Annotated in this window: 17 protein-coding genes, 1 tRNA gene and 2 riboswitches; of the genes, 10 read left to right on the forward strand and 8 right to left on the reverse strand. The window is 59.9% G+C overall.

What is annotated here, in order from left to right; genetic code table 11:
- Window positions 1-432: 432 nt before the first annotated feature.
- From AC1RMF_RS08380 to AC1RMF_RS08390, 3 genes are all read left to right on the forward strand, one after another.
- The gene (locus AC1RMF_RS08380) at window positions 433-906 is read left to right on the forward strand and encodes a hypothetical protein (protein WP_493141107.1); all 474 of its coding nucleotides are present in this window, start codon (window positions 433-435) and stop codon (window positions 904-906) included.
- Window positions 907-967: 61 nt separating this feature from the next.
- Window positions 968-1375: a GFA family protein gene (locus tag AC1RMF_RS08385; RefSeq protein WP_493141108.1), complete on the forward strand. Its 408-nt coding sequence runs from the start codon at window positions 968-970 to the stop codon at window positions 1373-1375.
- Between the two features lie 104 nt (window positions 1376-1479).
- Complete coding sequence (locus AC1RMF_RS08390) at window positions 1480-1878, forward strand: hypothetical protein (protein WP_493141109.1); 399 nt, start codon at window positions 1480-1482, stop codon at window positions 1876-1878.
- Between the two features lie 657 nt (window positions 1879-2535).
- On the opposite strand, the gene AC1RMF_RS08395 is transcribed toward AC1RMF_RS08390, so the two are convergent.
- A tRNA-Val gene (locus tag AC1RMF_RS08395) sits at window positions 2536-2612 on the reverse strand.
- A gap of 124 nt (window positions 2613-2736) precedes the next feature.
- Between AC1RMF_RS08395 and AC1RMF_RS08400 the strand changes: the two genes are divergently transcribed.
- Entirely contained in the window at window positions 2737-3495 is a 759-nt protein-coding gene (locus AC1RMF_RS08400) for a 3-hydroxyacyl-CoA dehydrogenase (RefSeq protein ID WP_342617030.1), read from the forward strand.
- A gap of 3 nt (window positions 3496-3498) precedes the next feature.
- Here AC1RMF_RS08400 and AC1RMF_RS08405 read toward each other — a convergent pair whose 3' ends face one another.
- Entirely contained in the window at window positions 3499-4281 is a 783-nt protein-coding gene (locus AC1RMF_RS08405) for an SDR family oxidoreductase (RefSeq protein WP_342617029.1), read from the reverse strand.
- 102 nt (window positions 4282-4383) lie between these two features.
- Here AC1RMF_RS08405 and AC1RMF_RS08410 point away from each other — a divergent pair, with 102 nt between their 5' ends.
- Complete coding sequence (locus tag AC1RMF_RS08410) at window positions 4384-6075, forward strand: electron transfer flavoprotein-ubiquinone oxidoreductase (RefSeq protein ID WP_493141110.1); 1692 nt, start codon at window positions 4384-4386, stop codon at window positions 6073-6075.
- A gap of 44 nt (window positions 6076-6119) precedes the next feature.
- On the opposite strand, the gene AC1RMF_RS08415 is transcribed toward AC1RMF_RS08410, so the two are convergent.
- Both AC1RMF_RS08415 and AC1RMF_RS08420 read right to left on the reverse strand, forming a co-directional pair.
- Complete coding sequence (locus AC1RMF_RS08415; RefSeq protein WP_493141111.1) at window positions 6120-6590, reverse strand: GNAT family N-acetyltransferase; 471 nt, start codon at window positions 6588-6590, stop codon at window positions 6120-6122.
- Entirely contained in the window at window positions 6587-7087 is a 501-nt protein-coding gene (locus AC1RMF_RS08420; RefSeq protein WP_493141112.1) for a carboxymuconolactone decarboxylase family protein, read from the reverse strand. Before AC1RMF_RS08420 ends, AC1RMF_RS08415 begins: the two co-directional genes overlap by 4 nt.
- 79 nt (window positions 7088-7166) lie before the next feature.
- Between AC1RMF_RS08420 and AC1RMF_RS08425 the strand changes: the two genes are divergently transcribed.
- From AC1RMF_RS08425 to AC1RMF_RS08445, 5 genes are all read left to right on the forward strand, one after another.
- Window positions 7167-7652: a MarR family winged helix-turn-helix transcriptional regulator gene (locus tag AC1RMF_RS08425; RefSeq protein ID WP_342617026.1), complete on the forward strand. Its 486-nt coding sequence runs from the start codon at window positions 7167-7169 to the stop codon at window positions 7650-7652.
- A gap of 83 nt (window positions 7653-7735) precedes the next feature.
- A riboswitch (glycine riboswitch) is annotated at window positions 7736-7839 on the forward strand.
- Between the two features lie 18 nt (window positions 7840-7857).
- Window positions 7858-7970: riboswitch (glycine riboswitch) on the forward strand.
- Between the two features lie 49 nt (window positions 7971-8019).
- Window positions 8020-9174: a glycine cleavage system aminomethyltransferase GcvT gene (gene gcvT, locus AC1RMF_RS08430; RefSeq protein ID WP_493141113.1), complete on the forward strand. Its 1155-nt coding sequence runs from the start codon at window positions 8020-8022 to the stop codon at window positions 9172-9174.
- Window positions 9175-9238: 64 nt separating this feature from the next.
- Complete coding sequence (gene gcvH, locus AC1RMF_RS08435) at window positions 9239-9610, forward strand: glycine cleavage system protein GcvH (RefSeq protein ID WP_493141114.1); 372 nt, start codon at window positions 9239-9241, stop codon at window positions 9608-9610.
- A gap of 20 nt (window positions 9611-9630) precedes the next feature.
- Window positions 9631-12549, forward strand: a complete 2919-nt coding sequence (gcvP, locus tag AC1RMF_RS08440) for an aminomethyl-transferring glycine dehydrogenase (RefSeq protein WP_493141115.1) — start codon at window positions 9631-9633, stop codon at window positions 12547-12549.
- Window positions 12550-12605: 56 nt separating this feature from the next.
- Entirely contained in the window at window positions 12606-14882 is a 2277-nt protein-coding gene (locus AC1RMF_RS08445; RefSeq protein ID WP_493141116.1) for a patatin-like phospholipase family protein, read from the forward strand.
- A 12-nt stretch (window positions 14883-14894) separates the two neighbouring features.
- Here the strand turns inward: AC1RMF_RS08445 and AC1RMF_RS08450 are convergent, their stop codons facing one another.
- Genes AC1RMF_RS08450 through AC1RMF_RS08465 form a run of 4 tightly spaced genes read right to left on the reverse strand, consistent with a single transcriptional unit; the run spans window position 14895 to window position 19113 of the window.
- The gene (locus AC1RMF_RS08450) at window positions 14895-15818 is read right to left on the reverse strand and encodes an AraC family transcriptional regulator (protein ID WP_493141117.1); all 924 of its coding nucleotides are present in this window, start codon (window positions 15816-15818) and stop codon (window positions 14895-14897) included.
- Between the two features lie 33 nt (window positions 15819-15851).
- Entirely contained in the window at window positions 15852-16637 is a 786-nt protein-coding gene (locus tag AC1RMF_RS08455) for an L-iditol 2-dehydrogenase (RefSeq protein WP_493141118.1), read from the reverse strand.
- Window positions 16634-18049: a D-arabinitol 4-dehydrogenase gene (gene dalD, locus AC1RMF_RS08460; protein ID WP_493141119.1), complete on the reverse strand. Its 1416-nt coding sequence runs from the start codon at window positions 18047-18049 to the stop codon at window positions 16634-16636. The genes AC1RMF_RS08455 and dalD overlap by 4 nt, the downstream gene beginning before the upstream one ends.
- A gap of 2 nt (window positions 18050-18051) precedes the next feature.
- A complete protein-coding gene (locus tag AC1RMF_RS08465; protein ID WP_493141120.1) occupies window positions 18052-19113 on the reverse strand; it encodes an ABC transporter ATP-binding protein in 1062 nt (353 codons plus the stop codon).

The following is a 19113-nucleotide window of genomic DNA, read 5'->3' on the forward strand; positions in this document are numbered from 1 at the left end:
CACCGGTGCTACTTTTGGTGCATCTCTATTGGCGACTCAAAGAGTCAATTCCTTTGCAGTTCCGCGACTCGCGAGCAAAGACTGTCGTTGGAATGCTCTCAGTTTTTCTGTGCTCGCTTGGCGTACTTTTGTTTGTACTTGCATTTTTCAGTGACCTCAACTCTCTCTTGACCTGCACTGGTGCCGGTTGTGCACAAGCTGGCTTGGGCACGTTTTTCTTTGTTCCCGTTGCGTGGATTAGCTGGCTATTGGCGTGGCTTGCCGCCCGTTTTCTACTTCGTGCGAAAAGTACATAGCGGCTATGGGGAACTTTGGAAGGCCGATTGCAACCCGTGTCAAACTTCGGTTTGGCCGCGGAAGCAGACATAGCAGCGAGGTGTCCCGTGAGCTATAGTGTTTCGCAATTTCTTTCGCTAAACGATCAAGTCCATTATGAAGTCACCCGCCTTGGTCGCAACAGTTTTGGGTGGCATTGGGGCGGTCCTGTTGTGCGTGATGGGCTTTTCCTTTGCGCTCGAAGGTGCGGGATCCTACAAGACGCTAGGCTCAGTTAAAGCTGGTCTGGTGGTCGGCGTTGTGCCAGCCTACTTCCTTACGTTGTGGCTAGCCGCATGGTCAACTTGCCGGGTGGTGTTACAAATGAAGCACAAGTGGCGAATGGCAGCATTCACATCAATCGCACTGGCAACCGCATTAGGAACGTTCTTCGCGCCGCTGCTTTCCTTCACATCGCTCGCCTTAGCATGTCTTAGTGTTGCTCTATGTCCCGATGCGGCGAACCCGGTTTCCTGGTCGTACCTGCACCTCATCACTGGACACCAAGCAGTGCCACTTATCATCGGTCCCGCTGTTGTCTTTGTTGCTGCCAATCTTTTCAAAGGCCCGGACGGGTCTCACGAAGCCTGATGCCGCTTGGCCGCGATAGCCGTCACTCTAATGGTGCTTACAATTTGTTAAGACATACTCAATGCAAAACAACCAGTCAATCGGTAGTTGCTTATGCGGTTCAGTTACCTTCACTTTGCAATATCCAACAAAGTGGGTGCTTCATTGTCACTGCTCACGTTGCCAGCGCGCGCACGGTAGCGCATTCGTGACTTGGGTAGGCGCAGAGACCAGTCAAGTCGAAATTGACGACAGCAAGAACAAACTGGCTTGGTACAGTGAGCCAATGGGTAGCCGTCGGGGTTTCTGCAGCAACTGTGGGAGTCCCATGTTCTTTCGTTCCAAAATTTGGGTAAATGAAACGCATATTGCGAGAGCGCTGTTTACGCAGCCTCTTGATCGTGAACCAGGCTCCCATGTTCACTACGACACCCATGTCGACTGGGTGGCAGTGGGTGACAATCTTCCAATTGAACCTGACGCGCAGTAGATGTTTGTCGCAATGGCAGAATGGCCGCGAAAGCCGACGTTGTTGGAGGTTCACCCATAAGAGGGATTCATCAAGGCAAGTTCAGGCTACCATAGTGAGGAATCATGACGAACACAGCAGCTACGGCCGAGCATTGGATGGACTTTATTGCTGGGCGACCGGAGTTTCCAGCAGGTTCGAAACTGCACGCTGCATTTCAATTCGGAAAGATTACTCGGCTATGTGATTGCGGATGTAATGCATTTGAATTCGAAATTCCTGAAGAGGCTACCTTGGAGCCGCTGGTTAATTCCGGAGGCGGCGCCATCTTTGAGTTGTCATTTCAGACTATTGAGCTCGAAACCATTGAGCACAAGTCCATCGAGTTCATTGTGTTCGCAGACAACCGAGGGCATTTCTCTGGGATTGAAGTGGACTATTGCGGCAATACGTTCCCGGTTCCTGATGGCCTGCAAATTCACGAGCCTCCTTACCATGTCCGATGCTCACCGCATCTTGCCTAATTACTTCGACTTCGCCGCGAAAGAAGTCACTCCACTTGCCTTCACGGAAATATGGCTTACATTTCCTCATGCTTCGTAATCGCAGCTTTTTACGGATAGTGTCACTCACCTATGGTTGCATCGTGACATTCATTGCACTATGGGCATGGTATGGTGAAGTCTCTCCTATCTATGCCAATCGAGAACATCTTTTGCCAGCATTGCTTTTGATGTTTGCAGGCTTACCTTCATCACTGACTTTGGACTGGATGTATGAAATGTTCCCAAAGTTATTTGACGGAGTTTTACAGCTCACCTACCTGACTGGATGTGGCCTAGCCCAAGTGGGCACCCTCTATTGGTTATCGCGGAATCGACGTGGCTAGGTACGGCTAGGACCTTGAACGAACACGTCCGCTTTGGAGCGCTGGGAATGTCAACTACCAGCCCTTTGCCGCCAGCGTAACGACCCAGTGCCACGAGCACCTGCAGTACTGAGGCAATCACGTGAAAACCTTTTCACGAAATCACCGGTCTGAGCTTTTCACGTGATTTTCACGTAACGAATACGTGAAAGCTGGCGACATTCCGCGAAAGACTGCGAAAAGAAAAAAGCCCCGTCTCAGAGGGAGAAGGGGCTTTAAAATGGTGTCTTGGAAGTAGCTTCCAGGACCAATTTGGTAGGCGCAATTGGACTCGAACCAACGACCCCCACCATGTCAAGGTGGTGCTCTAACCAGCTGAGCTATGCGCCTGAGCCTTTGATTATAGCAGCAACTATTGCACCTTCCGACCAAACTCCACGCGATCCACTCAAGAAGTTCCCGCCATGCGCCATAATTGACGTTTACGTAAACGTCAACCATAGCAGGAGAAACCATGGAAATTGCAGGCAAGGTCTACATCGTCACGGGCGGTGCATCAGGATTGGGTGAAGGCACGGCACGCATGCTGGCAGCCGCTGGCGGCAAGGTCGTCATCGCTGACATGCAGGTCGAAAAAGGTGAGGCTGTGGCCCGTGACATTGGCGGCGCCTTTGTGAAGTGCGACGTCAGCAGCGAGGCCGATGGCCAAGCCGTGGTAGCCAAGGCAGTTTCCTTGGGCAAACTCATGGGCCTGGTCAATTGCGCGGGCATTGCCCCCGGTGAAAAGACGGTTGGCAAGACCGGTGCACATGCCCTGTCCACATTCACCAAATGCATTACCGTCAACTTGGTGGGCAGCTTCAACATGATCCGCCTGGCAGCAGAAGCCATGAGCAAGAATGAACCGGAAGCCACCGGCGAACGCGGCGTGTTGATCTCCACCGCATCGGTGGCCGCGTACGACGGACAAATGGGACAAGCCGCCTACAGCGCGTCCAAGGGCGGCGTGGTTGGTATGACGCTGCCCATTGCCCGCGACCTGGCACGCAACGGCATCCGCAACATGACGATTGCTCCTGGCATCTTTGGCACCCCGATGATGTTTGGCATGCCTCAGGAAGTGCAAGACTCGTTGGCCGCAGCCGTGCCCTTCCCTTCCCGCCTGGGTACTCCGCAAGACTATGCCAAGCTAGTACGCCACATCTTCGAGAACGACATGCTCAATGGCGAAGTGATACGCCTCGACGGCGCCATCCGCCTGGCACCGCGCTAAAGGTTAGAGGCCAAAGCCATCGTCAGCGGAAATCACCGCTCCATTGATGAAATGGCTTTGGTCCGAGCACAGCGTCACCAGCATGGCATCCAAGTCCTTGGGCTGGCCCAGCCGTTTGCGCGGAAACATGTTCACCAGCTTCTGCCCTGCCTCGGTCTTCCAGTGGTGATGGTTGATTTCGGTATCGATGTAGCCTGGGCACAGCGCATTGACATTGATGCCGTGCTTGCCCCACTCCAACGCCATGGCCTTGGTCATCTGGATGACGGCGGCCTTGCTCATGCAATAGGTACCGATCTGTGGCAACACTCGCAGCCCGGCAACCGATGCCACGTTCACAATGCGCCCACCGGTGTAATTGCCCGGTGCCGCCCCCACTGCACGGGCCAGCATGCGTTTGCCCACCTCCTGTGCGACAAAGAATGCACCCTTTACATTGACGTCGAATATGAAATCAAAGTCTTCCGGCTCCACGTCCTGCAAGCGCTGGGTGGTGCTCACACCCGAGTTGTTGACCAGGATGTCGATGGAGCCCACTTCGGTTTCCGCGTGCGCCACAGCCGATTTGATGGAGTCGTGATCGGTCACGTCCAGCTCGATCACATGGGCGTCACCGCCCTGGCCATCAATGAAAGCGCGCAACTCCTTGAGCTTGTCCACGCGACGGCTGGCGAGCACGACCGCCGCACCCGCCGCCGCCAGTGTCTTGGCAAACTGCGCACCCAGGCCACTGCTGGCCCCGGTGATGAATGCGATGCGGCCCGAAAGGTCGATGTTGTATGCCATGGGTACTCCCTGTTTGCACGGTTTGCGGTCATGAGCAGTGTCTGCCCTAACCGCGAATAAAATCTGCCTCAAATTCCATTCCATTATCCAGCGAGACCCTCCATGACCCCTCAGGAAATTCTGTCCCAGTTCGGCCCACGTGAATCCATGGAGTACGACGTGGTCGTCGTGGGTGCGGGGCCAGCCGGCCTTTCTGCTGCCATCCGCCTCAAGCAACGCGCCGCCGAGACCGGCAAGGAGGTGTCTGTCGTTGTGTTGGAAAAGGGCTCCGAGCCTGGTGCACACATTCTGTCGGGCGCCATCATGGATCCCATCGCGCTGAATGAACTGATTCCCGACTGGAAGGCAAAGGGTGCCCCGCTCAACCAGCCCGTCACCGACGATGCCGTGAGTTTCCTGACCGAGACTTCCGCTTTCCGTACCCCCAACTTCTTCCTGCCCGAATGCGTGCAAAACCATGGCTGCTACATCATCAGCCTGGCCGAAGTCACGCGCTGGCTGGCAACCCAGGCCGAAAGCCTGGGCGTGGAAATTTTCCCCGGTTTCACCGCGGCCGAAGTGCTCTACAACGAAGACGGTTCGGTCAAAGGTGTGGCCACCGGCAACATGGGCATCGGCAAGGACGGCAACCCCACCGACAACTTCCAGATCGGCATGGAGCTGCTGGGCAAGTACACCATTTTTGCCGAAGGCGCACGCGGTCACCTGGGCAAGCAGATCATTGCCAAATACAAGCTCGATGTCGGCACCGACCCGCAAACCTATGGCATTGGCATCAAGGAAGTCTGGGAGATCGACCCCAGCCGCCACCAGCCCGGTTTTGCCTTCCACACCGCCGGCTGGCCCATGGACAATGCCACCTATGGCGGCGCCTTCATGTACCACATGGCAGACAACAAGGTGGCGCTGGGCTTCGTCACAGGTTTGAACTACAGCAACCCTTACCTCAGCCCGTTCGAGGAATTCCAGCGCTGGAAGACCCATCCCAACGTGCGCTACTACTTTGAGAACGACAAGGGTGAGGTTACCGGCAAGCGCCTGGCCTACGGCGCCCGCGCCATCACTGCCGGCGGCCTGATGTCACTGCCCAAGACCGTATTCCCCGGTGGTGCCCTGGTGGGTTGCGACGCGGGCTTCTTGAATACCAGCCGCATCAAGGGCAGCCACGCGGCTATCAAGACCGGTATGCTGGCTGCGGAAGCTGCATTTGACGCACTGCAGGCGGGTCGTCAGCACGACGAGCTGAGCGCTTACCCGGAAGCGTTCGAGAAAAGCTGGCTATTCACCGAACTCAACAAAGCGCGCAACTTCAAGAGCTGGTTCAAGAAGGGACTGGCCGTGGCGACCATCATGAACGGCATTGAGCAGTTCGCCCTGCGCGGCCACTTCCCCTGGACCCTGCGGCGCGACAAGCCTGACCACCTGTATCTCAAGCCCGCGGCAGAGTGCACGCCCATCGTCTACCCCAAGCCCGACGGCAAGCTCACCTTCGACCGCAACTCCAGCGTCTTCCTGGGCAACGTGAACCATGAGGAAAACCAGCCGGCCCACCTGACGCTCAAGGATGCGTCGGTACCGGTCAGCATCAATCTGGCCAAGTACGCAGGACCCGAGGCGCGTTACTGCCCCGCTGGTGTGTACGAGTTCGTCAAGAACGATGACGGCTCCGACCGCCTTCAGATCAATGCGCAGAACTGTGTGCACTGCAAGACCTGCGACATCAAGGACCCCACACAGAACATCGTCTGGGTCACGCCCGAAGGCGGTGGCGGTCCCAACTACGCAGACATGTAATTCACGCTCTTCAAATTCCCAAGCCCATCACCCGATGGGCTTTTTTATTGCCGTGCCACCGCAGATGCAATGGGTTCTACAAAACGCAGCGAGGTCGCCAACAGACCGCATCGGAAATAGAAGCGGTGGCCCAACTGATTGCTCAGTGGCGTGTCGAGCACCAGCTTGTTGCATCCCAGGCGCTCGGCTTCGGCGCGAAGAAATCCGACCAATGCCTCACCATGTCCCCGCCCTCGCGCGCCGACATCGGTTACCAGATCGTCCAGGTACATGAACTGCCCGTGCACAAGATTCTCCTGAATGCGGTAGCCAGCCAGGGCCTTCAGTTCGTCCTCCACATACAACCCGGCCAAGCGATAGCCCCGCTCTGATTGGCGTTGCCAATAAGATACCCAAGCGGCCGCGTCGGCAAGTTCCGGACGCAACTGGGCCATCAAAGGGAAGCTACTTCGAACGACAGCCGCATCATTGACGGTCCGGATGGTGAGTGCAGCAGCACATTGATCCATCGTCATGCCGTGCGCTCCGGCTTGGTTGTCATCCCGGGCGGCTCAAACCGCAACGATCCTGCAATGCGGTTCCAGGCATTGATGGCAGCAATGGACGTAGTCAACGCGGCAAGCTCGACTTCAGAGAATTGCAAGGACGCGCGCTCGTGGGTTTCATCGTCAATGTGATGCGATGCCATACCGGTCAGGGCTTCCGCCCAGTCCAGTGCCGCCTGCGCGCGCCTGTCAAAACAATCCACGTCACGCCAGGTCGCCAGCAAGTCCAGCTGAACGGCTGGTACACCAGCCTGCCGCGCCCAATCCAGATGCAGCTTGAGACAAAAGGCGCAGCCGTTGATCTGCGAAACACGCACCTTGACCAGCTCGATCAGGCGCTTGTCCAGCCCGGTGCCATCGACAGCCTGGCCCAGACTGCGCAGAGCGGCCACAGCGCCCGGGACGGATGTGTCAAACGTAGCCCAACCCATGCGAGGCGATAGAACGGGAAATGCGGAAGTAGTCATGGTCATGAAAGAAGTTTGGAATTAATATCAGGGTTCTGATAACAAATGATATTCGAACTCTGACATCATGCGCAAGCCAGTGAACACCCAACCAAACGCCGTACCCGATGTGGGCCGGGGCAAACGGGGCGTCGATGGCCATATTGGCTATCTGTTGCGACAAGCCCACTCCGCGCACCGCGCCCGCATGGAAAGGGCTTTGGCCGCCGATGGCGTGACGCTGCCCCAGTTCTCCGTGCTTGTCATGTTGGCCGCCTACCCGGGTGCCTCGGGCGCGGAACTGGCACGGCTGTCCATGCTGACACCCCAGACCATGAACGTGATCCTGTCCAACCTGGAGCGTGACGGTGCCATTGCACGCCGTGCGCATGCTGAGCATGGGCGTATCCAAGTCAACGAAATCACATCTGCAGGTCGCAACCTGTTGTCGCGCTGCAAGCGGGCTGTCAAGGTGGTAGAGGAGCGGCTGCTGGCAGGCCTGAGCCCACTGGAGGAGCAAGCCGTACGCAAGTGGCTGGTGATGGCTGCGCAGGAACCGGCAAGTGACGGCTTGGAGCGGAATTGATCCTCCACTCCTGGAAAAAATAGGGAATCAATTTGCATCTGACGCAAACAAATTCAAAAAGGTCGCTTCCAGAGCATGTAGAATCGCTCGGGTCAGGAGAGAGCTTCTCACCGAAGAAGCCGCCGAAGGCGCAGGACCGCTGATTGCAGCAGTCTGAACGCTCAGGCAAAAGGACTGACAAGCGTTGTGTGGCAAGTCCACGCAGCGACACCCCACTGGAGAGAGGCTGCCTAAACGGCAGTCCACCGAAGGAGCAAATCACTGGCGGCTCGCTGCCCAGTGGCCAATCTCTCAGGTAAAGCGGACAGCGGGGGCAGAGCACGGCATGTTTTCAAGAGCAGGTCGTGGATACCCAATTTGCCCCCAGATGGAGAGTCTCTTGTCCGATTCCGCAACCCCCTTGCTTACTACGCCGCTGAACGCCCTGCATATCGAGCTGGGCGCACGCATGGTGCCTTTTGCCGGCTACTCGATGCCGGTGCAGTATCCCGCCGGGCTGATGGCCGAGCACCACCACACCCGCAACGCCGTCGGCCTGTTTGACGTGTCCCACATGGGCCAGTTGCGCCTAGTGGGTGCGGATGCCGCAGCAGCGTTCGAGAGCCTGATGCCGGTGGACGTGATCGATCTGCCCGTGGGCAAGCAACGCTATGGCCTGCTGCTCAATGAAGAGGGCGGCATCCTCGACGACCTGATGTTCATACGCCGCGAGGCTGACATCTTTGTGGTGGTCAACGGTGCCTGCAAGGCGGCCGACATCGCCCATATCCAGGCCCGCATTGGCAGCCGTTGCGAAGTCATTCCTATGCCGGAGATGGCCTTGCTTGCGCTGCAAGGCCCGCAAGCGGTGACCGCCTTGTCGCGGCTGGCTCCCGGCGTGGAGAAGCTGGTGTTCATGACTGGTGGCCATTTCACGGTGCACACCGGCGCGCAGGACATAGCCGTGTTTCTCACCCGCAGCGGTTATACGGGTGAAGACGGCTTTGAAATCTCGGTGCACAGCCGCGATGCAGATGCCTTGGCGCGTGCCCTGCTGGCGCAGCCGGAAGTCAAACCCATCGGTCTGGGGGCCCGCAATTCGCTGCGCCTGGAGGCCGGACTGTGCCTGTACGGCAACGACATTGACACCACTACGAACCCGGTGGAAGCCAATCTGCTGTGGGCCATGCAAAAGGTGCGCCGCGCAGGGGGCGCACGCGAAGGCGGCTTTCCCGGTGCAGCAAAGATTTTGGCGGCGCTGGCACACCCTGACGCCAACGCACGCAAGCGCGTGGGCCTGGTGGCACTGGAGCGCATTCCCGTGCGCGACCACACACCGCTGCAGGACCTGCAAGGCCAGCCCATTGGTGAAGTCACCAGCGGCCTGCTGGGCCCCACGGTCGACAAACCGATTGCCATAGGCTATGTGCCCGCATCCATGGCTGCACTGGGCACCCGCGTGAACGCCATCGTGCGCGGCAAGCCCGTGCTGATGGAAATAACTTCCATGCCCTTCACGCCCAACCGCTATTACCGTGGATAACATGCCCCTGCGGTTCACTGAAATACATCTGTCACAACACACCCTCTACTGAAAGGAATCCAATATGACCATCAAATTCACCCCCGACCACGAGTGGCTCAAGCTCGACAACGGCCAGGCCGTGGTGGGCATCACCGTCCACGCACAGGACGCTTTAGGCGACGTCGTTTTCGTCGAACTGCCCGATGTGGGCAAGACCTACGCCAAGGGTGATGTGGCTGGCGTAGTCGAGTCGGTCAAGGCCGCTGCCGACGTCTACATGCCCGTGGACGGTACTGTCACTGAAGTCAATGAAGAGCTGCGTGCAGACCCCGCGCTGGCCAACAGTGACCCACTGGGCGCCGGCTGGTTCTTCAAGATCACCGTGGCCGATCAAAGCCAGTTCGACGCGCTGATGGACGACACCGCCTACACCAAGTTCTCGGAATCCGCCTAAACCCACCGCACCGCCTTGCCATGACAGTGAACGCACCCTCCCCCACCCTTGCAGAACTTGAAAACAGCAGCGAGTTCATCGCCCGCCACATTGGCATCACCGAAGCCGACGAGCAGCACATGCTGCGCGTCATCGGTGAGTCCAGCCGTACGGCGCTGATCGACAGCATCGTGCCGCGCAGCATTGCGCGTGCCGACAGGATGAACATCCCGCCTGCGGTGACGGAGGCTGCGGCACTGGCCGAAATCAAGGCCATGGCCGGCAAAAACAAGCTGTTCAAGAACTTCATTGGCCAGGGCTACTACGGCACCCACACGCCCGGCGTGATCCTGCGCAACATCCTGGAGAACCCGGCCTGGTACACCGCTTACACGCCCTACCAGGCAGAGATTTCCCAGGGGCGCATGGAAGCACTCGTGAATTTCCAGACCATGGTCTGCGACCTCACCGCCATGCCGATTGCCAACGCCTCCATGCTGGATGAGGCCACTGCCGCCGCCGAGGCCATGACGCTGGCCAAACGCAGCGTCAAGAGCAAGAGCAACGTCTTCGTGGTGGCCGGTGACTGCCATGCCCAGACCATCGAAGTGCTGCAGACACGTGCCGCGCCGCTGGGTCTGGAAATCAAGGTGGCGAATTCCGCCGCCGAATGGTCTGCATTGCTGGAAGGCGACTACTTTGCCGTGCTGGCGCAGTACCCATCCACTAGCGGCCGCATCGACGACTGGGCACCTGAAGTCGTCAAGGTACATGCCAAGCAGGCGGCGTTCATCGTGGCAGCCGATCTGCTGGCCCTGACGCTGCTCACGCCCCCGGGCGAATGGGATGCCGACATCGTGGTGGGCACCACCCAACGCTTTGGCATGCCTTTGTGCAACGGTGGCCCGCACGCCGCCTATATGGCCTGCCGCGACGAGTACAAGCGCTCCCTGCCAGGCCGGTTGGTGGGCGTGAGTGTGGACGTGCATGGCAATCCGGCATACCGCCTGGCCCTGCAGACACGCGAGCAGCACATCCGCCGCGAAAAAGCCACCTCCAACATTTGCACCGCGCAGGTGCTGCCGGCGGTGATCGCCAGCATGTACGCGGTCTACCACGGCCCGGCCGGGCTCAAGCGCATTGCGCAGCGCGTGGCCAGCTACACCGCCATCCTGTCGCAAGGCATTGCCGCACTGGGCTACACCTTGACCAGCACCACCGCGTTTGACACCGTCACTGTGCGCTGCGCCTCGGCGGGCGACGCACAGGCCCTGGTCGCCAAAGCGCTGGACACGCAAGTCAATCTGCGCCTGTCCTGGGACGAATACATCAGCGTCTCGCTGGACGAAACCACCACCCGTGACGATCTGGCCCTGCTGTGGTCCCTATTCGCCAAGCCAGGCCAGGCATTGCCCAAAGTCGAAGCCTTTGCCGACCAGGCGCAACCGCTGATTCCACAAGCGCTGCTGCGCACCAGCAGCTACCTGGGCCATGCCGTATTCAACAGCTACCACTCCGAGACCGGCATGCTGCGCTATATCCGCATGCTGAGTGACAAGGACCTGGCGCTGGACCGCAGCATGATCCCGCTGGGCAGCTGCACCATGAAGCTCAACGCCACCAGCGAGATGATTCCCATCACCTGGCCCGAGTTTGCCAACATCCACCCCTTCTGCCCCGCCGAACAGCGCGAAGGCTATGCCGAGCTGGATCGCCAACTGCGCGCATGGCTTTGTGCCGCCACCGGCTATGCCGACATCAGCCTGCAACCCAATGCCGGCAGCCAAGGTGAATACGCAGGCCTGCTGGCCATTCGCGGCTGGCATGCCTCGCGCGGCGAGTCGCACCGCACCATCTGCCTGATCCCCAGCAGCGCGCACGGCACCAACCCCGCCAGCGCTGCCATGGCCGGCATGAGCGTGGTGGTTACCGCCTGCGACGCGCAAGGCAATGTGGACATGGCCGACCTGCGCGCCCACTGCGAGAAACACAGCGCCAACCTGGCCGCGGTGATGATCACCTACCCCAGCACGCACGGCGTGTTTGAAACCCAGGTGAAGGAGCTGTGCGCCCTGGTGCACCAGCATGGCGGCCGCGTCTATGTGGACGGCGCCAACATGAACGCCCTGGTCGGCACCGCTGCACCCGGCGCATTCGGCGGCGACGTCAGTCACCTGAACCTGCACAAGACCTTCTGCATCCCCCACGGTGGCGGTGGTCCGGGTGTGGGCCCGGTGTGCGTGGTGGAAGACCTGGTGCCCTTCCTGCCCGGTCACAAGACAGGCGGCGTGGATGGCAAGGGCGGTGCGGTGTCCGCGGCTCCGCTGGGCAATGCGGCCGTGCTGCCCATCAGCTGGATGTACATCCGCATGATGGGTGCCGAAGGACTGAAGCACGCTACGGAGGCAGCCATCCTGGCGGCCAACTACATCAGCGCCGCCCTGGCGGATGCCTATCCCACGCTCTATGCCAGTACATCCCTGAACGGCAAGCCCGGCCATGTGGCGCACGAATGCATTCTGGACCTGCGCCACTTCAAGGAATCCTGCGGCGTGATGGCTGAGGACGTGGCCAAGCGGTTGATGGACTATGGCTTTCATGCGCCCACACTGTCCTTCCCGGTGCCCAACACCCTGATGGTGGAGCCCACCGAAAGTGAAACCCTGGCCGAGCTGGACCGCTTCATCCACGCCATGCTGTCCATTCGCGCAGAGATTGCCGAGGTGGAACAAGGCCACTGGCCGCAGGACAACAACCCGCTCAAGCATGCGCCGCACACGGCCGCTGCCGTGGTAGGCACCGACTGGGACCGCCCCTATGCACGCGAGCTGGGCGCCTTCCCGCTGGCCAGCCTCAAGGCCAACAAGTATTGGCCCACCGTGGGGCGGGTGGACAACGTCTACGGTGACCGCAACCTGTTCTGCAGCTGCATACCCACCGCGGAACTGGAAAGCGCCTGACCGTCGTCATTCAGGCAGTCCCTGCGGGACGGGAGCCAAGCTGCCGATAATCGGTCATGCGCAAAATCTCCCGTTCCCTTGCCGCACTGATGCTGGCAACCCTGGCCTGTCTTGCCGCACCGGCGGGTGCTGAAGAGCCCCCCCCACCCAAAGTCACCGTCGTGCTGGCGGGTGGCGGTGCCAAGGGGTTTGCCCACATCGCCCTGTTGCGGCGCCTGGAAGAAGACCATGTCCCCATTGCCAAGATCATTGGCACCAGCATGGGCGCGGTCATCGGCAGCCTGTACGCCAGCGGCATGTCAACGCAGGACATTGAAAAAGTCATCGGCAGCCTGGACCCGGGCCGCGTTGCGCTGGACCAATTGAGCCGCACCGAACTGCCGCACCGCACGCGCGACTACCAGCAGCGCTACCCGGTCGATCTGGAGCTGGGCGTCAAGAACGGCCAGCTCACCTTTGCGCGGGGCGTCAGTGACGGCCAGCGCTTTCTCACCCTGATGCAGGAGCTGACTGCGCGGGTGCCACCAGGCACCGACTTTGACCACCTCAAGATTCCTTTCCGGGCCGTGGCCACGCGCTACCGCGACGGAGAGCTGGTTTCCTTCGACCATGGCTCGCTGGCCCTGGTGGTGCGCGCCAGCATGGCGGCACCCGGGGTGTTTGCCCCGGTCGAAATCGATGGCGAGACCTATGTGGACGGTGGACTGGTCGCCAACCTGCCGGTGGAAGTTGCTCTGAAGGAAGGCGCAGACATCATCGTGGCTTCCTATCTGGGCGATACCGACAAGGTGGGCGACAACCTGGACACCGGCAATGCACTGAGCGTGGCCACCCGCATGCTGGATATCCTGATGCGGCAAAACGAGCGCCGCAACATTGCCCTGCTGCGTCCACAGGACATTCTGGTGCGGCCCCAGTTGCAGAACTACACGGCTGGCAGTTTTGACCAACCTGCCGAGATCATCCAGGTGGGCCAAATCGCGGTACAGGCGCAGGATGCGCGCTTCCGCGAGCTGGCGCGCATCACAAATGCGCAAGTGACAGTGCCGGTGCCAGCCCAAGCGGCATCCGAGTTTGTGCCGGAGAGCGTTCTGGTCAGCCGCATCCGCGTGACCGGCAACCGGGACGTCTCTACCGCCTTCATCGAACAAGAGTTTCAACCGCTGCTGGACAAGCCCTACCAGCCCCATCTGGTCAGCCAGAAGATTGACGAGCTCTACACCAGCGGCAATTTTGAGCGCCTGAGCTACCAGATCAGTCCCATGCTCAACGGCAAATATGAGCTGGTAGTGGACGTGAACGAAAAGACGTATGGTCCCAACTTTCTCAAGACCAACCTGGGCTTCTATACCGAAAGCAGCGGAACCAACCGGTTCTCTCTGGGCGCAGGATTTCGTCGTCCGTGGCTGACGCCCGATGGCCTGGAACTGCAGGTGGACTTGCGTGCGGGTTCCCAGAGCGAGTTAGCGGCAAGCCTGTTTCAGCCCCTCTCAGGGGGGTGGGGACTGAATGCCTACGGAACCTACAACAGCAATGAGTTATCGGTCTATCGGCCAGACGTTGCGACGGCCGTGAAAATGGGCGCAGCCACCCTGCGTCGCCAGGAGTTGGGGCTCAACCTGTCATACGACTTGAGCAAGAAGGCTACCGCCAAGATCGGTCTGGTAACCAACCAGACCCAGGTCACCATAGACACGGCCAAGACTGTGAGCTTTCCGTCGGATAGCGGTGGCGCAGTCACCTACGTGATGCAGGACGGCCAGTGGGATTTCACCGGCATGAATGCACAGTTCACTGCCGACCTGCTGGACTCGCCCTCTTTCCCGACCCGGGGCTACTTCATCAATGTAGCCGCGGCACAAGGTGTGACCGGAACCAACCAGTACACGAGTTACCGCGCCAATGCGCTATGGGCCAGAAGTTTTGGCGCCCACGTGGTCAACCTGGGGCTGGATCTGGGTGCCGACCATATCCTTGATTGCAACGGCTGTACGCGCGTGACATCCCTCTCACCACTGTACCTGGGGGGCTTCCAGTCCATGGGTGCTTATCAGATGGGTCAGCTCAGCGGCGACCGGCTGCTGCACGCCCAAGCGACGTACATGTACCGTCTCTCGGACGGCGGTATCCTGCACCAGCCCACCTTTGTCGGTTTTGTGGCCGAAGTGGGCGACTCCTGGGTCAGCAACAGGGACTACGACCCGAAATACAGCGGCACCGCATTCATCGGTGTGGACAGCAAGATCGGCGACGTCTTTTTTGGCGCAGCGTCCGGCAGCAGCGGCAACCGCAACATCTTCCTGCAGTTGGGAAGGCGCTTCAGCCTGTGGTGATCGGCAGACGCTTCAGGCCTTGACGCCAAAGCGGTTGGCCACCTGACGACGGAACTCGCGTGGCGTCATGCCTTTGATGTCCAGAAAGCGTCGGTTGAAATTGGCGATGTTGTTGAATCCGACCTCATAGGCAATGCTGGTGATCTGCCGGTCCGACTCCATCAGGAACTGACAAGCGCGGTTGATGCGCACATGGTTTACAAAATCGGTGAAAGTATTGCCGGTGGCACGACGGAAGAAACGCGAGAAGCGGCTCTCGGTCATGTCCAGCTCCTCGGCCAGCGAAGCGGCAGACAAAGGTTCGGTGAGCTTGTCGGTGATGCGGCTGAGAATGGCGTTGATCTGCTCGAGCTGTGCGTCGTTGTCCACACTCTGGATCTGCGCATTGGACAGCAGGCGGTAGTCGTTGCACTGCGCCAGCTCATTGAGAAACGTGCAAAACGCGCCGAAGCGGGCCAGCCCCAGTGAATTCTTGACCTTGTGCCAATGCTCCAAGGCCTGCGGATACAGGTCGAAGAATTCGATGCCATGCTTGGCGCGCTCCAGCAGTGGCAATATGGCGCGCATTTCCGGCACGTGACGACTGGCCTCCTCGATGGGCGCATGTGGAAACTGGATCACCAGATCACGCTCGGCCACACCACCGTCGGGCAAGTCCATGCTGACCCAGTTGTGCGGCAGGCGCGGGCCGGTGAGCACCAAATGACCGGGCTGGAACTGGCCTATCCAGTCGCCCACAAAGGCCTTGCCCGAGGTACTGGTGATCAGGTGCAGCTCGTACTCGTCGTGGTAGTGCCAGCGTGCCAGCGGCGTGGGAAAGCCGTGCGACAGGCAGCGGATGATGCCCACTTCCTCCGGGCGCTCATAGCCTAGCTCCGGAGAGCGCGTATAGGCATGCTCCAGTTCGGGTTTGAGTTGACGCGGCTTATTGGACACGGGAATTCACTCAGGAATTTTGCGCACTGTAGCTCAAGACATGACGTTGCCGCCATCCACGTTGAGCGTCTGCGCCGTGATGTAGGAGGCTTCGTCACTGGCCAGGAAAACCGCTGCACCGCAGATGTCGTTGGGGTCGCCCATGTAACCCAGTGGAACAGCCTCACCCACCCGCTTCTTCTTTTCGCCGATGGGCAGGTTCTCGTATTTGGCAAACAGTGCGTCCACATGGGCCCACATGGGTGTGGCGATCACGCCGGGCGCAATGCCGTTGACCCGGATCTTGTGCGGTGCCATTGCCAGTGCGGCGCTCTGGGTGTAGCTGATGACCGCTGCCTTGCTGGCGCAGTAATGCGACACCAGTGCCTCACCCCGGCGACCCGCCTGTGATGCCATATTGATGACCGAGCCACCTTGCACCTGGTGGGCCACCATGTGCGCGAGCGTCTTTTGCATGATGAAGAAGGCACCCTTGACGTTGACCGCGAAGATTTTGTCGTACATCGCCTCATCGCTCTCCAGCAGCGGCGCCATGTCAAAGATGGCCGCATTGTTGTAGAGCGTGGTGATGGCACCGAAGCGGGATTCGGCAGTAGCGATCAGCGCATCGATGTCGGTCGCACGGGTGACGTCCGTAGGCACATACTGGACCGCGTCCGGAAACCGCGCCATCAGATCGGAAACGGACGCGGATGGGGTCTTGCCGATGTCCGCAATCGTGCACTTGGCTCCTTCGCGCACATAGGCCTGGGCCACGGCGAATCCAATACCGCCGGCGGCGCCGGTGAGCAATGCGTGCTTGCCTTGTAAACGGGTCATGCTGACTTCCTCTGAATAAATGTCTGAACGCGGGCATAGGCGCCACGCAGTGCTGCAACCAGACGCTGGTCTTGTGCCTGCGGGCCCCACAAGGTGGCATCCGCACAGAAGGCGGCTATCGGATCAGCGGCGTCGCAGATGGCGTGCGCCACTGCTGGCTCCATGGCCTGGTCCTGGTAGGTGTAGTGGATCTGGCCGGCGTGCCAACGCTGCAGATACGCCAGAAACAGCGCGGGCAAGATGGCCACGCTGTCTATGGACTCGCCGCGCGCCAGACGCTCGCGGATGGTTGGAGCGATGAAGCCCGGTATCTTGGAAAAACCGTCCATGGCCACACGCTGGTTGGTGTCTGCTATGGCGGGGTTGCCAAAGCGATCCAACACCACGTCGCGGTACTGCGCCAGGTTGATGGGGCACGGGTGCTCGGGCGTGTCCAGCACCGGGATCACATCGTCCGTCACATAGTCGTAGGCGAACTTGCGGATGTCGGCATCATGCGTGCCTTCGTGGATGTAGGTGTAGCCGATCAGAGTGCCAGCCCAGGCAATGCAGCTGTGCGTGGCATTGAGCAGGCGGATCTTGGCCTCCTCATAGGCCTGCACCGACTGCACCATTTCCACGCCTACGGTCTCCCACTCAGGGCGGCCAGCGATGAAGTTGTCCTCAATCACCCACTGGATGAAGCTCTCACCCATGAGCGCTGCGGCATCATCCACACCGGTGGCGGCTTTCACGCGCGCACGCACTTCCGCTGTGGGGCGCGGTGTGATGCGGTCCACCATGGCGTTGGGGCTGCTGGTGTGGGCTTTCACCCAGTCCAGCAGTTCGGTGTCCCCCAGCAGTTCCAGAAACTGCAGCAATCCGCTGCGTGAGCGGTCACCGTTGTGCCGCAGGTTGTCGCAGTTGAGTAGCGTCACCGCTCCTGCCTTGGCCTGCATGCGCGCCTTGAGGATGGCGGTGAGTGCGCCATAGATGGTGCTGCCGGCCCTGCCAGCGCGGATGGCATCCAGGTCCGCCTGCAGATCGGCAAAGCCCAGGTCCAGACCGTCCTTGGCATCAAGGTAATAGCCCGCTTCCGTCACGGTAAACGAGATGATGCGTGTCTGCGGGTCTGCACCCAGGCGGATCAGTCCCGAGAGCATGGGGTCGTGACGCACCACGGTATGGATGGAGGTGATGCGCGTGTAAGTGCGCTCGCCTTGCGGCGTGACCGTCTCCAGCGTGTAAGCGCCGTCCTGCGCAATCAGCGCCTCAATCGTCTCAGCCATGTCAGGGCGAATATTGCCGCCGGCCAAGGACCAGCGCGTGTCGCCACTTTGCTGTAGCTGGTGCAGGTACACGGCCTGGTGCGCGCGATGGAAGGAACCCAGCCCCAGATGGAGCATGACAAAGGGTTTGATGGAGTCTTGCATGTCTAGTGAACCAAAGATTCTCGGGCTTTGCCGGTGCGGGTGATCCGCCCCTGGGCGTCAAACAAATGGGCAGCATCCACATCAATGCGCATGCCTACGGGGTGGCCAGCGGCCAGATCGGTGCGTTCGTTCTGGCGTGCCACCAGTTGCACACCAGAGTCGGTGGATACGTAGATCAGGGTCTCGGCGCCCAGTGCCTCCACCAGCTCCACCTTGCCGTTGATCTGCCCTTGTCCAGGGGCGCACAGAGCGATGTTTTCGGGCCGCAAACCGACAAATCCATCGGCCTGCACCGGCAGCGCTGTGCTCTGCACCAGTGCCTGCACATCCTTGGCTGCCACCACATTCATCTGCGGTGTGCCGATGAACTGCGCCACGAACTGATTGGCGGGTCGATCGTAGAGTTCCAGTGGCGTGCCTACCTGCTCGATCTTGCCGTCGCGCAACACCACGACACGGTCCGCCAGCGTCATCGCCTCGACCTGGTCATGGGTCACGTAAATCGTGGTGGCACCCAGATCACGGTGCAACTTGGCGATCTCGATGCGAGTCTGACCCCGCAGCGCGGCATCCAGATTGGACAGAGGCTCGTCGAACAGGAACACCTTGGGCGCACGCACGATGGCCCGGCCAATGGCCACACGCTGGCGCTGGCCGCCGGACAGCTCTTTGGGTGTGCGTTCCAGATAGTTGGTGAGGTTGAGAATGGCCGCCGCACGTCCGACCTTTTCCTTGATGACAGCTTCATCCACCTTGGCAAGCTTGAGCGCAAAGCTCATGTTTTCAAAGACGCTCATGTGCGGATACAGCGCATAGCTCTGGAACACCATGGCCAGATCGCGCTTGCTGGATGGCTGGTCGGTGATGTCCCGCTTATCCAGCAGGAGCTTGCCGCCGGTGGTCTCTTCCAGCCCCGCAATCAGGCGCAGCAAGGTGGACTTGCCGCAACCTGACGGGCCGACAAAGACGATGAACTCGCCCTGGTTGATCTGCAGGTCAATGCCGCGTATCACGCGCACATTGCCAAACTCTTTTTCTATGCCTTGCAACTGAAGGTACGCCAT

The organism is Rhodoferax sp. GW822-FHT04A08 (assembly GCF_058801025.1).